Here is a 13,993-nt window from a genome sequence, read left to right as displayed (position 1 = left end):
CCTTAACGCCGCTCTGCGGGCAGTTTTGCGGCTTTATTCACGTCATACCACCAGGTGTCAAAGCCGAGGGTGTAGACCGGGCGAACGGCAGGCAGGGAGAATTTATCCCAGCGGGCCACGCGATCTTCGCCCATATACCACATCGGCAGCATGTAATAGTTCCAGGTTAAGACCCGATCGAGCGCGCGGCCAAGCGGCAGAAGCTTGTTCTTATCGCCCTGAGCGGCGACAATTTTTGCAATCAGCGCATCTATCACCGGGCTCTTTACGCCCGGGGCGTTGTAGGAGGAGTCGATATACCCCGATGCCCAGGAGATTTGCAGATCTGAACTCGGCCACGGCTGCGCGGCCCACAGGGTCTGCATCATGTCGTAATCGCGACTGCGCTTGCGGTTGGTTAACTGGGCCATATCGACCTGGCGGATATTCATGGTGACGCCAAGCCGGGCAAGGTTCTTCTTAAATGGCAGCACCCACTGATCGTTTGCGCCGGAGGCAATCAGCAGTTCGAAGCTGAGCGGTTTACCGGTTTGCACATTAACCCGTTGCCGATTTTTCAGCACCCAGCCAGCATCATCCAGCAGGTTGCTGGCTTTCAGCAGGTTGTCCCGGTCGAACCCGTTTCCGTCGGATTTGGGCGGTTCAAATACGCGGGTGAACACCTCCGGCGGGAGCTCCGCTTTCATTGGCGCCAGCAAAACCAGCTCGTCCGCGTGGGGATAATCACGGGCGGCATATTCAGTATTCTGGAAATAGCTGTTCGCCCGGCTGTAGGCTCCGTAAAACAGCGCTTTGTTCATCCATTCGAAATCAAACGCCAGGGTAATGGCTTCACGCACCCGACGATCGGAAAAAACCGGGCGCTGAATATTAAACGCCAGCCAGCGCGTGTCCTGCGCGGATTCGTTTTTGTGTTCGTCTTTAACGATATAGCCTTTCGCGAAATTTTTTCCGATATAGCGGGTCGCCCAATTTTTGGCGCTGTTCTCGACACGTAAATCAAACGCGCCCGCCTTAAATGCCTCGAAGGCCACGTTATCATCCAGGTAGTAGTCGTAGCGGATTGTATCGAAGTTCCAGCGGCCCCGGTTTACCGGCAGCGTGGCTGCCCAGTAATCTTTCACCCGGGAATAGATCACGTACTGGCCCATTCGCCAGTCGGTAATGCGATACGGCCCTCCGGCCAGCGGCGGGGTAGAGAGGGGATCGCTCAGCTTATGATTTTTCCAGAAGGATTCGGGCATGACGGGCAGGGAGAACAGGCTCAGCATATTCTCTTTGTTCGGCTCAGGGAGTTCGATTCGCACGGTCAGCGGGGCGATGGCTTTCACCGTGGTGCCCTTGTACACCAGACGAAACTGCGGCACGCCTTCGGTCATAAATTTATGAAAGGTGAATGCCACGTCACGGGCGCTAACCGGCGTACCGTCGTGAAAACGCGCCCGCGGATTAATCGCGATTTCTGCCCAGCTGAAATCATCGGCGTAACGCACGTTCTCAGCAACCAGGGGATAATAGCTGCCGGGCTCGTCGTCGGAGGTGACGAACAGCGTGTCATAGAGGGATTCGGTACGCGCTGCCGCCACGCCGCGCAGGGCAAAGCGGTTAAAGTTGTCAAACGTTCCCGTGGCGGAAAGCGTCACGTTTCCGCCTTTCGGGGCGGCGGGGTTAACGTAATCGTAGTGGTTAAAGTTAACCGCGTACTTCGGCTCGCCAATGACGGCAAAGGCCGTGCTCTCTTTGATGGTCTGCGCCTGGCTCGACAGGCTCACCAGCGCCAATAGCGTCAACACAACGCGCATAATCATAGTGCGGCGGATCCCTTTGTTCACAGGCAGGCTCGGTTGAACAGAATAATAAGGGACAGCGCCGTGATTGTGAAATTATTCCCCGAGCGTGATGTCGGGTTGCCACGTCCTGAACTGCTCCAGCGACATCGGGCGGCCGATCCAGTAGCCCTGAAGATAGTTCACGCCATGCTCGCGCAGCCACGCCGCCTGCTCCGGCGTTTCAACACCCTCGGCAACGGTTAACATATTCAGGCGTTCTGCCAGCGTCAGCACCGCGTCAAGCACTGGCGAGGTGACGGTTTCAGTCCCGATGGCATTCACGAAGCCACGGTCAATTTTCAGGTAATCCATCGTAAAGCGTTCCAGATAGATCAGCGCGCTGTGGCCGGTGCCAAAATCATCGATGGCAATTTCAAAACCTTCTTCGTGCAGCCATTCGAACAGCTGATTAGCCTCGCGGTGGTTGATCATATCGCGCTCGGTTATTTCCAGCACAATCTGGAAGTGATCGGGTGGAAGGGCGGCGGCAAACGCGCGCATATCCTCTTTAAAGCTTTCCGCATGCAGATGCCCGGGCGCGATGTTGATCCCAAACTTGGCCCCAGGCGGGAGCACCGTTTGCAGGACAGGGGCATCGCGGATAATCAGGTCAAAAAGATGCAGCGTCAGTGGGACAATCAGCTTCTGCGCTTCAGCGAAATTAATAAAGGCATCCGGTGGAATTTCTCCCATCACCGGATGCTTCCAGCGCATCAGGACTTCCAGCCCGGTCATTTTGAGCGACTGCGCATCCACGACGGGTTGATAGACCACGTAAAACTGGTCGCGTTTGATGGCCGTTAGGATCTCTTTCCCCGGATTAAGACGGATAGTAAGAATATAGAAATTCAACAGGCCCGCCGCGATACCGCAGACCAGGCCGAAAAACAGGGCGTACAGCACTTCATCGGTCGTCCAGGCTTCCGCATAAACATGGATGGTCAGAGGCACATTTTTCAGCGTGGCGGTACGGACCGGGATATCAGGCAAATCACGCGCAGAGACCAGCGTTCCGGAATGGGTTGATAACGCATAATCGCCAATAATGATGGAAATACCGGCAAACTCATCCTGTCTTGAGGTGTAGAGGAGATAAGGAGTCAGGTTAAGATTAACGGAGGTAAATACACCGCCGTCCTTCACCAGTGGGTTGCGATACCAGATGGCAATCGCGGGCTTGTCCGGCATCATGGGGGTGCCCGGCAGGAGCGCCATATCAACCTGTTTATTGATGTGCAGTTCAGGAATAAGCGCTTCCAGAGGGACATTCATCGGGCCGGTGGCGGAAGAGCAGTAGGCGTTTTTATCCCTGACCAGCAAAAAGGCGCGCACGTTGATGCTAAAGGCCGCCCGGGAGGTCAGGGCGGCACTCACTTCCTCGCAGCTGTTTAGCGTGAGTGGCTGGAGTGTATCAATCGACATTTTGAGCTCATCGAAATAGCTCTCCATGTAGACGCTTAAATCGGTAATAAGGGTATCGAATCTGACGTCTCGCTTGTGGTAACTCCAGTAAAACTGTAATGCTCCCAGGAGCAGGGCAGTGAATAACCCCGTAAGGAAACTGAGAAACAGAATCTTGCGGTTGCTGGAGAAGTAGCGGGTAAACATAGATGTCGTGATTCCTGAAATGCCGCTGGATAGTTATCAGTGTAACGGGCAAAAAAAAACACTGCCGGAGCAGTGCTTTTTTTATCGTATCGCCAGCCAAGGGATAACCAACGATACGACAGCAATATTAACTACGGCTCAGAACGCGGCGAGCTTCGTTGTAGCGCTTCTTCCAGTAAGGTTCGTTCATGCTGGAAATCGTCACACCACTGCTGGTGGAAGCATGGACAAACTGATCGTTACCGATATAGATGCCAACGTGTCGACCGGTTGAACCCGCTCTGAACAGGACTAAATCGCCCGTGCGCAGTTTAGTGCGCGAAATGGATTTGCCCATTTCCTGCTGTTCATAAGTAGAACGCGGAAGGTCTAACCCAAACTGTTCACGGAACGTACGCTGTACGAATGCGGAACAATCGATGCCTTTCTTGGTGCTGCCGCCCAGACGGTAACGCACACCTTTCCAGTCAGCATACTGATCCATAATACGCGACTTAACGTCGAGATTACGTACCATATTTTCAAATTCATCCTGAGAGGCTTGCAGTGAAGAGGAATCTTCCATTCCCACAACACGCGTCTCAGGATGCATATTCTTCGCGGTATTCGTCGTACTACATGCCGAAAGCAGAACCGCCACTGCAATCGCCGGGATCCCCCGCAAGATATATCTCAAGATTGGTTGAGATTTGACCATTTTGTTTGTTTTCCCTTGAAGTCCTTAACGAAAATATCGTTATAAAAATGCCAACCGTGACGAGACTAATAATCTGTTCACAATGAGACAATTCTTTATGGTGAAAACTGTGGCTCAACGCACAAAATTATTCACCATGATAATAATTATCTCAGTGGGGCAAAACGAGTTCGAGGTTAACCGATTGCACGGGGTATTGCGAGCAAAAAAGTCCGTTTTTTTATAAGAAAATGTGATACACAAAGTTACAGCGCGGAATTGCTCAAAATGCCGCCATTCATATCGGTAATCCCTGCAATTGCTTCATTTTTATCACGAATTGTATGACGGGATGATGACAGCGTTGAATGACGCCGAAAAGAAGTGACGCAGGGATCGAAAACGATCCCTGATGAATGGTGTTAATTTTCGTTATTTATTTGTTTCCGGCTTGTTTAAATTTGCCAGGAAGATAGCGATCAAAAATGCCTATTATGCGATCGCTCAGTGGGGTCATCAGCACCCACGGTAAACCAATTAACACCGCCGTGAGGGAGCCTACGGCGATATCTGTCAGCCAGTGAGCGCCAATCATCACCCGCGGGAATGCAAATACCACCACAATAACCAGGGCGATGGTGAAGGCTTTTTTACCAAAATAGCGCAGCATGAAGCCTGCAAAAATCAGCAGCATCATACCGTGGTCGCCCGGGAAACTGTCCTTCGAGGCATCTTTGGTTGGAATATGAAGCAGCTCGCTGACGCGGTTAATATTCGGGAAAAAGAGCGAAGGACTGGCGCGTTTAACCGGCATCAGATGCTGCGCCAGCTGGTTAATAATCACGGCCGTCAGCAGCATCACCAGGCCGATAATCAGAATACGGCGACGACCCGTTTTGTCTTCCTTCAGCCAGAAGGAGAGCATCAGACAGCCCATTGCCAGCAGCGAACAGCCGTCAAACGCGCGGTTGTTGGTGATCGCCACCAGCCACAGGAAGGCTTCATTCTTCGCCAGCGCCTGGTTAAAGAAGTGGAACAGCCCGGAATCCAGCGGGAACCAGAAACCGTGATCCGCCGGGATATACCAGGAGAAAAAGATCGCCAGGCCGGCAGCGTTGAGCAATAAAATAGCAGGAAGTCGAGTCGTCATAGTCTTCAGCAATGTGTGAAATCAGGGGCAACGTTAGCCGCCCAAACTTAAACGAAGCTTCAACAGGCTTGACTGGAGGGCATTCCAGTCGGTATTAACCGCACTAATTAACTCTATCCGGCTGTCGGGTGGCGCGACGTTCTGGGTTTCAATAAAGAAATCCTCGCCCTGACGGTTAATGCGCACCAGACCATCCGGAGTGCGCATGATCCCTTTTACCCGCTCAACCGGCGCGAGTCTCGCCCATTCCAGTATACCAATGGTGTCGAAAACCGTATCGGCATCGAAGATCCACCCGCAGGCCTGGTGCCCCTGGCCGCTATTCAGGTTGCGACGCCAGCGCTGATGCTCCGGCAGGCTCAGTGCAGCCAGGCCTTGCTTCGCGCCGTGGCTATGCGAATGCTCAGCGCTGGCAGGCAGTTGCGTCTGGTTGAGGCGGGGAAGGTCGAGCAAGGCGCCATCAATGTTGCCCTGGGTCGTCTGCACATACTGACGTCCACCGCCAGCCTGCTGCCACCAGGACTGGAACGCGGCCTGACTCTCAGCCGTCGCGCGATCGGATTTATTCGCCACGATAATATCTGCCGAGGCGAGCTGGTCGCGGAAATTGTCATTATTGATCGCTTTTTCATCCAGCAGCTGGCGGGGGTCGAGCAGGCAAAGCGTCGCACGCAGCTCAAGCCACGGCTCGTATACCGGGGCGGTCAGTAAATCAAGGATTTGCTTAGGATGCCCCAGCCCGGTGGGCTCAATCAGCAGACGGTCCGGCTTGCCCTGACGCAGCAGCGTATTCAGCCCGACCTGCATCGGCAGACCATTCACGCAGCACATACACCCGCCCGGGATCTCTTTCACCATCGCGCCGCTGTCGGCGAGCAACGCGCCGTCGATCCCCACTTCGCCAAATTCGTTGACCAGCACGGCCCACTTTTCCGCCGGGTCTTTATTGGCCAGCAAATGCAGAATGGACGTAGTTTTACCGCTGCCTAGAAAACCGGTGATCAGGTTGGTTTTGGTCACGTGCGCTCCGATAAATAATTGTGATGTAGTAACAACTATCTATCATCCTGACGAAAAAATCGGGCATTGAGAAGAGGGAGGGCGAACGGATCATAAAACCGTTCGCCTTAAACGCAATAATCGTTAAATTTTTAACGTTTCGATAACGGCCTGGCGCGCGCCGAGCCGGACGAGGCGCTGGTACGCGCTGGTGATTGCCTCGACAAAGACAGGGTTTTGCGGCAGGTCGTCGCCAAAGATTTCATTTAGCGTCAGCAGGGCGCTAACGCGTTCTGCGTCGCTGCTGGTAGCGACAATGGCCTGAAACTTGTCGCTCAGCGGATCGCGTACGTCAATGGCGTTGCCCTGTTCGTCCGTACCGCTGACGTAGCGCATCCAGCCCGCCACCCCCAGCGCCAGTAATGGCCAGGCGGTGTTACGCTCAAGATGCATGCGGATCCCTTCCAGCATGCGCTGAGGCAGCTTCTGGCTGCCGTCCATGGCGATTTGCCATGTACGATGCTGTAGGGCCGGGTTGGCGAAGCGGTCAAGCAGGCTGTCAGCATAGGCTGTCAGATCAACGTTGGTGATGCGCAGCGTAGGGGCCTGCTCTTTCAGCATCAGCCTGCCGGCCGCCTCGCGGAAACTGTCGTCCTGCATACATTCATTTATGTGCGCGTAGCCGGCAAGGTAGCCCAGATACGCGAGGAAGGAGTGGCTGCCGTTCAGCATCCGCAGCTTCATCTGCTCCCAGGGCAGGACATCCTCAACCATCTGTACGCCTGCGACCTCCCACTCCGGACGCCCGGCGACAAAGTTATCTTCCACTACCCACTGAATGAACGGTTCACAGCTGATGGCGCAGGGATCTTCAACGCCAAGTTCCTGGGTGATTTCCGCGAGTGAGGCGTCGGTGGCGGCGGGCACGATTCGGTCGACCATGGTGCCAGGGAAGCTCACGTGCGCCTCGATCCATGCGGCCAGCTCTGCGGAACGCTTTCCGGCCATGCCGAGAACGGCATTTTTCACCACGTGGCCGTTGTCGGGAATATTGTCGCAGGAGAGCACGGTAAACGCCGGCAGGCCCCGCTCGCGGCGGCGATGAAGCGCTTCAACCAGAATACCCGGCGCGGAATGCGGCTCAGACGGGTGCTCGAGATCGTGCAGGATGCGGCTGTTCCGCATATCCAGTTTTCCCGTCGCCGGATCGATGCAGTAGCCTTTTTCGGTAATGGTGAGGGAGACAATTGCCACCTGCGGTTCGCAGAATTTCTCAATAATGGCTGCCAGCGAGTCGAGTTTTGCGTTCAGGCACTCTTTTACCGCACCGATAATAATGGGCTGATTGCCTTCGGCACCTTTCTCCAGCACGGTAAACAGATGATCCTGCGCCCGGAGCTGGCCCATAAGGACATCGCCGCTAAAGAGGCTAATCTCACAAATTCCCCAGTCGCCTCCTTTGGCATTCAGTACCCGGTTTGTTAACAACGCCTGATGCGCCCGGTGGAACGCGCCAAAACCGAAATGGACGATGCGGGAGCGTAACTGCTCGCGATCGTAGCGGGGCTGCTGGACATGAGCAGGAAGCGCGGTGGAGGCAATAGTCTTCATGTAATACACACCTGATTAACCATTAATTAACAATGCCAGTGTAAAGTTATATGACAACAAATTAAATTGGTAAGCCGTAAATATCCCTGTTATGTGAGTTTGATCAATCAATGCCGCGTGCTGTATTGACCACTTCGATTAAACATGTATGGTAGTCGTCATTGAAGTAACACATATTGGTATAACAACTTGAGAGGGTGGGGCAATGGAACAAACCTGGCGTTGGTACGGGCCGAACGATCCGGTTTCTCTTGATGATGTGCGTCAGGCTGGCGCAACGGGTGTGGTCACGGCGCTGCATCATATTCCGAACGGTCAGGTGTGGCCGGTGGAGGAAATCCAAAAGCGTCAGGCTCAGCTGGCAGAGAAGGGGTTAACCTGGTCTGTTGTGGAAAGTATTCCGGTTCACGAAGATATCAAAACCCACTCCGGTGAGTGTGATACCTGGATTGCGAATTATCAGCAGAGCATTCGTAACCTGGCAGCCTGTGGTATTGATACCGTCTGCTACAACTTTATGCCGATCCTGGACTGGACGCGTACCGACCTGGAATATGAAATGGCCGATGGTTCGAAGGCGCTGCGTTTCGATCAAATCGCTTTTGCGGCTTTCGAACTGCACATTCTGAAGCGTCCGGGGGCGGAAGCAGACTACACCGCCGAAGAGCAGCAGCAGGCGCTGGCGTGGTTCAATGCCGCCGGTGAAGCGGACATTGAGAAGCTGGTTCGCAATATCATCGCGGGCCTGCCCGGTGCGGAAGAGGGCTATACCCTCGATCAGTTCCGCGCGCGCCTGGCGGAATATGGCGATATCGATAAAAACCAGCTGCGTGAAAACATGGCGCACTTCCTGCGCGCTATTGTGCCGGTGGCAGAAGAAGTCGGCGTGCGGCTGGCGGTTCATCCTGACGATCCACCGCGCCCTATCCTCGGCCTGCCGCGTATCGTGTCTACGATTGAAGATATGCAGTGGCTGAAAGAGACGGTGGACAGCATCTACAACGGCTTTACCATGTGTACGGGCTCGTATGGCGTGCGGGCGGATAACGATCTGGTGCGGATGATCGAAACCTTCGGCGATCGCATTCATTTCACCCACCTGCGTGCAACCTGCCGTGAAGAGAACCCGAAAACCTTCCACGAAGCAGCCCATCTTGGCGGCGACGTGAACATGGTTGCGGTGGTGGATGCCATTCTCTCTGAAGAGGTACGTCGTAAGCAGGCGGGGGATGTGCGTCCTATCCCGTTCCGTCCGGATCACGGGCACCAGATGCTGGACGATCTGCGCAAGAAAACGAATCCAGGGTATTCGGCGATTGGCCGTCTGAAAGGGATGGCGGAAGTGCGCGGTATCGAGCTGGCGCTGAAAATGACGAAGTATCCTGAACTTCTTTAAGCCTGATCGCCCGGTGGCGCTACGCTTACCGGGCCTACGAAAAACCGGCTCTGAGGCCGGTTTTTGTGTTTTTGTAGGCCGGGTAAGGCGCAGCCGCCACCCGACAAACGCCGCAATCAGTCAGCACGACCCATATAGCGTTTTTCTTCGATATGGATACGGATTTTCTCGCCCGCCGACAGGTATTCTGGCACCTGTACGACCAGACCGGTAGTCAGGGTAGCCGGTTTGTTACGCGCACTTGCAGACGCGCCTTTGATGCCCGGCGCCGTTTCAACAATTTCCAGATCAACGGTCTGCGGCAGCTCCAGCGCCAGCAGCACGCCATCCCAGGTCAGCACCTGCATGTCCGGCATCCCACCTTCTGGAATAAACAGCAGCTCTTCTTCGATCTGATCTTTAGTGAAGATATACGGGGTGTAATCTTCTTTATCCATGAACACGTATTCGTTGCCGTCGATGTAGGAGAAATCAACGTAGCGACGGGTGAGGGTCACGGTATCGACGATATCGTCGCCTTTAAAACGTTCTTCCACTTTCAGGCCGGTGCGGACATCGGAGAAACGCATTTTGTACAGCGTTGCTGCGCCGCGGGCGCTGGGTGCCTGAATGTCGATATCTTTCACAATCAGCAGTTTGCCGTTGTAATTCAGTACCATACCTTTCTTAATTTCGTTCGCTCTTGGCATTGCAGTAATCCTGTTTACGGGAGGTAAAAAATATCGCGCCAAATTACTCGCGCGCGGCCTTTCAGGCAAGCGGAATTCGTGGGTTTTGCTATCAATACATAAAAGGTGTTACTGTGCGCGCAATGCCCGACTGCGCGGGCATCTGCCACCAACAGAGAGCATGTATGGATTGTCGTTCCGACTGTGGCGCGTGCTGTACCGCACCGTCCATCTCAAGCCCCATTCCAGGCATGCCGGAGGGCAAGCCTGCCAATACCCGCTGCGTTCAGCTCTCTGACACTAACCTGTGCATGATCTTTGGCTCGCCCCTGCGCCCGAAGGTGTGCTCCGGGCTCCAGCCAACCGCCGAAATGTGCGGCAGTACGCGCCAGCAGGCCATCACTTATCTGCTTGAGCTGGAAGCGCTCACCGCGCCTTAAACGTCTTTGATTCGCGTCAGGCAGCTCAGCGTCAGGACGCACATCACCAGCGCAATCCAGAACACCGTATGATAGTTCCAGATTTCAGCCACAACGCCCGCCAGTGAGCCTGCAATAATCCAGCCCACGCGGGTGGTATTAGTATAAAGGGTGGTGGCAGAGCCTGCCTGACCCGGCATCAGATCCTGGAAGTAGAGCATGCCGATACCGGCCAGGATACCGATGTAAATGGCGTTCAGCAGCTGTAAAGCAAGAAGCAAGGCTGGCGTATGAACCGTCAGCATACCGACATAAAACAGCAGCCCGGCTACGGCGGCGACGCGCATCAAAAAGCGCTTGCCGAAGCGCTTCGCGTAATAGCCCGCAATCAGCATGGTGGGGATCTCAAGCCCCGCGGCGGTTCCCATCATGATCCCGGCCAGCTTCTCCGGCAGATGCAACTCATCAATAATAAACAGCGGCATATTAATGATATAGAGGCTGTTGGTTCCCCACATTAGCGTACAAATAATGAATAACAGCAGCGCGTCGCGCCGGTTACGTCGCGGAGCTTCCAGCGTACCGGTCGCCACTTTCGGCTCTTTGCGCATGGAGGGCAGAAAGAACCAGACCATTGCGCCGCATACCACGAAGGCCACGGCTGCGCTGAGGTACATCACCGTAAAGCCAAAACCCATCGCCAGCGCGTAGGCGAGCGGGGGGCCAATCACCCAGGCCAGCGACACCTGCGCGCGCAGTATCGAACTGAACATCACCGCTTCTCGCCCGGTGCGGTCGGCATGCTCGCGGGCAAGGGCGAACATCTGTGGGTTGGCGGTCGAGCCGAAACTGCTCAGGAAGACGCCCACGAACAGCAGAATGAAGTAGTTACGGTTCCAGGCAAACAGCAGGCAGGCAAACACCCCGAGCAGGCAGCAAAAAACGATCAGGCTTTTGCGATCGCCTTTGCGGTCTGAACGCCCGGCAAGAAACTGGCTGACGAAAATGCCGATGATGGCGCTCCCGGTGAAGAAGAAGCCAACCATCGCCGGGCGGGCGTGGACTTCGTTGGTCAGAAACAGGCTCAGCGTAGGCGTTTGTAACGCACCGGCAATACCGGTGAGGAAAGCAACGATCAAAAACGCCGTTGACGTCAAATCAAAAGGCTTTGGTGAGGCGGCAGCGGGGGTGTTATGCATGTTCAGTCTTTGCGAGTAACAGAGAGAGGCGGAGTTTACGCCGCCTGTCATTAAATAAACAGAGGGCAAAATCAAGATTGCCACAATAAATCAAAATAGCATTTCAGTTTATCGCCGTTTCGCTGAAGCGTGCTGAACCTGTTTGCTGAACATCAGCAAAAACCTCCCGACTGAAAAAGAAATGTGCTGCACTTCTAAATTCTGCAACAAGAAATGTAACTTTTCTTGCAACCTTTTGTAGAAAAGACAAGACTTCTTGAAACGTTTCAGCGCTATCTTGCATGTCCTGACGAAGCAGGCTAGCGCTTATTTTCTCAGTTAAGCTGAAACGATTCAATTTCAGCAGGAGAGGAGAATCATGTTCCAGTTATCTGTTCAGGATATTCACCCGGGCGAACAGGCCGGGAATAAAGAGGAGGCTATTCGCCAGGTCGCCGCTGCGCTCGTGCAGGCTGGCAACGTGGCTGACGGCTATGTCAACGGCATGCTGGCGCGTGAACAGCAGACCTCCACCTTCCTCGGTAACGGTATTGCAATTCCGCACGGCACCACGGACACCCGCGATCAGGTGCTGAAAACCGGCGTGCAGGTCTTCCAGTTCCCGCAGGGCGTGCTGTGGGGCGAGGGGCAGGTGGCTTACGTGGCGATTGGCATCGCGGCCAGCGGTGACGAACACCTGGGCCTGCTGCGTCAGCTGACGCACGTGCTGAGTGATGATGCCGTCGCGGAACAGCTTAAATCCGCCACCACTGCTGAAGAGCTGCGTGCCCTGCTGATGGGCGAAAAACAGAGCGAAGCGCTGAAGCTGGATAATGAAACTCTGACGCTGGACGTCGTCGCGTCCGATTTGCTGACGCTCCAGGCGCTGAACGCGGCTCGCCTGAAAGAGGTCGGTGCGGCGGATACCACTTTTGTGACGCGCGCCATCAATGATAAGCCATTAAACCTGGGTCAGGGCATCTGGCTGAACGACAGTGCTGAAGGCAACCTGCGTAGCGCTATCGCGGTCAGCCGTGCTGCGGTTGCCTTTGAGACAGACGGCGAACGCGCCGCGATGCTGGTAACGGTCGCCATGGCGGACGATCAGCCGGTATCCGTGCTGAAGCGTCTGGGCGATCTGCTGCTGAACAATAAAGCTGAAAAACTGCTGAACGCAGACGCGGCGACGGTGCTGGCCCTGCTGACCAGCGACGATGCGCTGACGGATGACCTGCTGAGCGCAGAGTACGTGGTGCGTAACGAACACGGCCTGCATGCCCGTCCGGGCACCATGCTGGTGAATACCATTAAACAATTTGCAAGTGAGATCACCGTGACCAATCTGGACGGTTCGGGTAAACCAGCCAACGGGCGCAGCCTGATGAAAGTTGTCGCGCTGGGCGTGAAGAAAGGCCATCGTCTGCGCTTTACCGCGCAGGGTGCGGATGCTGAACAGGCGCTGAAAGCGATTGGCGACGCCATCGCGGCCGGTCTGGGGGAGGGCGCATAATGAGCAGACGTGTTGCGACCATTACGCTGAACCCGGCTTACGATCTGGTGGGCTTCTGCCCGGAAATTGAGCGTGGCGAAGTTAACCTGGTGCGGACGACCGGCCTGCATGCCGCAGGAAAAGGGATTAACGTGGCGAAGGTGCTGAAAGATCTCGGCATCGACGTCACCGTTGGCGGCTTCCTCGGTAAAGACAACCAGGACGGTTTTCAGCAGTTGTTCAGTGAACTGGGCATCGCTAACCGTTTTCAGGTTGTGCAAGGCCGTACCCGCATCAACGTTAAGCTGACCGAGAAAGACGGTGAAGTGACCGATCTGAACTTCTCCGGCTTCGAAGTGACCCCGGCTGACTGGGAGCGCTTTGTTGCCGATTCCCTGAGCTGGCTGGGCCAGTTTGACATGGTGTGCGTCAGCGGCAGTCTGCCGTCCGGCGTCAGCCCGGAAGCGTTCACCGACTGGATGACGCGCCTGCGCAGCCAGTGCCCGTGCATTATTTTCGACAGCAGCCGCGACGCGCTGGTCGCCGGTCTGAAAGCCTCGCCATGGCTGGTTAAGCCTAACCGCCGCGAACTGGAGATCTGGGCGGGCCGTAAGCTGCCAGAATTAAAGGATGTGATTGACGCTGCCCATGCGCTGCGCGAGCAGGGTATCGCTCACGTGGTGATTTCGCTGGGTGCAGAAGGTGCCCTGTGGGTTAACGCCTCCGGGGAATGGATTGCCAAACCGCCTTCAATGGAGGTGGTCAGCACCGTGGGTGCCGGGGATTCGATGGTTGGCGGCCTGATCTACGGTCTGCTGATGCGCGAATCCAGTGAACATACCTTACGTCTTGCTACCGCCGTTGCGGCCCTGGCCGTGAGCCAGAGCAATGTCGGTATTACCGATCGTACCCAGTTAGCCGCGATGATGGCGCGCGTTGACTTAAAACCTTTTAACTAACAGCAGGAGAG

Annotated in this window: 13 protein-coding genes; 4 read left to right on the top strand and 9 right to left on the bottom strand. The window is 55.2% G+C overall.

What is annotated here, in order from left to right; translation table 11 throughout:
- Positions 1-2: 2 nt before the first annotated feature.
- The 6 genes from KTH07_RS12860 to KTH07_RS12835 form a co-directional block, all read right to left on the bottom strand.
- Complete coding sequence (locus KTH07_RS12860) at positions 3-1,808, bottom strand: extracellular solute-binding protein (RefSeq protein WP_017383396.1); 1,806 nt, start codon at positions 1,806-1,808, stop codon at positions 3-5.
- Between the two features lie 75 nt (positions 1,809-1,883).
- Positions 1,884-3,437, bottom strand: coding sequence for a cyclic di-GMP phosphodiesterase (locus tag KTH07_RS12855; protein WP_032619319.1), 1,554 nt, complete (start codon positions 3,435-3,437; stop codon positions 1,884-1,886).
- Positions 3,438-3,564: 127 nt separating this feature from the next.
- Complete coding sequence (gene mepS, locus KTH07_RS12850; RefSeq protein WP_003859364.1) at positions 3,565-4,134, bottom strand: bifunctional murein DD-endopeptidase/murein LD-carboxypeptidase; 570 nt, start codon at positions 4,132-4,134, stop codon at positions 3,565-3,567.
- 415 nt (positions 4,135-4,549) lie between these two features.
- A complete protein-coding gene (locus KTH07_RS12845) occupies positions 4,550-5,263 on the bottom strand; it encodes a phosphatase PAP2 family protein (RefSeq protein WP_063162041.1) in 714 nt (237 codons plus the stop codon).
- Between the two features lie 33 nt (positions 5,264-5,296).
- Entirely contained in the window at positions 5,297-6,283 is a 987-nt protein-coding gene (locus KTH07_RS12840; protein WP_017383393.1) for a GTP-binding protein, read from the bottom strand.
- Between the two features lie 123 nt (positions 6,284-6,406).
- Entirely contained in the window at positions 6,407-7,873 is a 1,467-nt protein-coding gene (locus KTH07_RS12835; RefSeq protein ID WP_023304125.1) for a mannitol dehydrogenase family protein, read from the bottom strand.
- A gap of 205 nt (positions 7,874-8,078) precedes the next feature.
- On the opposite strand from KTH07_RS12835, the gene uxuA reads away from it, so the two are divergent.
- Positions 8,079-9,269 carry a mannonate dehydratase gene (gene uxuA / locus KTH07_RS12830; RefSeq protein ID WP_017383391.1) on the top strand — a complete coding sequence of 397 codons (1,191 nt, stop codon included), beginning with the start codon at positions 8,079-8,081 and terminating at the stop codon, positions 9,267-9,269.
- A 116-nt stretch (positions 9,270-9,385) separates the two neighbouring features.
- On the opposite strand, the gene yeiP is transcribed toward uxuA, so the two are convergent.
- Positions 9,386-9,958, bottom strand: coding sequence for an elongation factor P-like protein YeiP (gene yeiP / locus KTH07_RS12825; protein WP_003859355.1), 573 nt, complete (start codon positions 9,956-9,958; stop codon positions 9,386-9,388).
- A gap of 164 nt (positions 9,959-10,122) precedes the next feature.
- Between yeiP and KTH07_RS12820 the strand changes: the two genes are divergently transcribed.
- Positions 10,123-10,377 (top strand): YkgJ family cysteine cluster protein, encoded by a 255-nt coding sequence (locus KTH07_RS12820; RefSeq protein ID WP_003859353.1) that lies wholly within the window; start codon positions 10,123-10,125, stop codon positions 10,375-10,377.
- Here the strand turns inward: KTH07_RS12820 and setB are convergent.
- Positions 10,374-11,555 carry a sugar efflux transporter SetB gene (gene setB / locus KTH07_RS12815; RefSeq protein ID WP_015572310.1) on the bottom strand — a complete coding sequence of 394 codons (1,182 nt, stop codon included), beginning with the start codon at positions 11,553-11,555 and terminating at the stop codon, positions 10,374-10,376. The two genes, KTH07_RS12820 and setB, sit on opposite strands and share 4 nt — an antisense overlap.
- 103 nt (positions 11,556-11,658) lie before the next feature.
- Complete coding sequence (locus KTH07_RS12810) at positions 11,659-11,838, bottom strand: hypothetical protein (protein ID WP_139152746.1); 180 nt, start codon at positions 11,836-11,838, stop codon at positions 11,659-11,661.
- A 75-nt stretch (positions 11,839-11,913) separates the two neighbouring features.
- On the opposite strand from KTH07_RS12810, the gene fruB reads away from it, so the two are divergent.
- Together fruB and fruK are read left to right on the top strand one after the other, a co-directional pair.
- A complete protein-coding gene (fruB, locus tag KTH07_RS12805) occupies positions 11,914-13,044 on the top strand; it encodes a fused PTS fructose transporter subunit IIA/HPr protein (RefSeq protein WP_017693041.1) in 1,131 nt (376 codons plus the stop codon).
- Positions 13,044-13,982: a 1-phosphofructokinase gene (fruK, locus tag KTH07_RS12800; protein ID WP_006811313.1), complete on the top strand. Its 939-nt coding sequence runs from the start codon at positions 13,044-13,046 to the stop codon at positions 13,980-13,982. The genes fruB and fruK overlap by 1 nt, the downstream gene beginning before the upstream one ends.
- Positions 13,983-13,993 lie beyond the last annotated feature (11 nt).

Origin of the sequence: Enterobacter cloacae complex sp. ECL72, from assembly GCF_019056635.1 — a bacterium.
GTDB lineage: Bacteria > Pseudomonadota > Gammaproteobacteria > Enterobacterales > Enterobacteriaceae > Enterobacter > Enterobacter hormaechei_C.
This window is presented reverse-complemented; position numbering and strand designations above follow the sequence as displayed.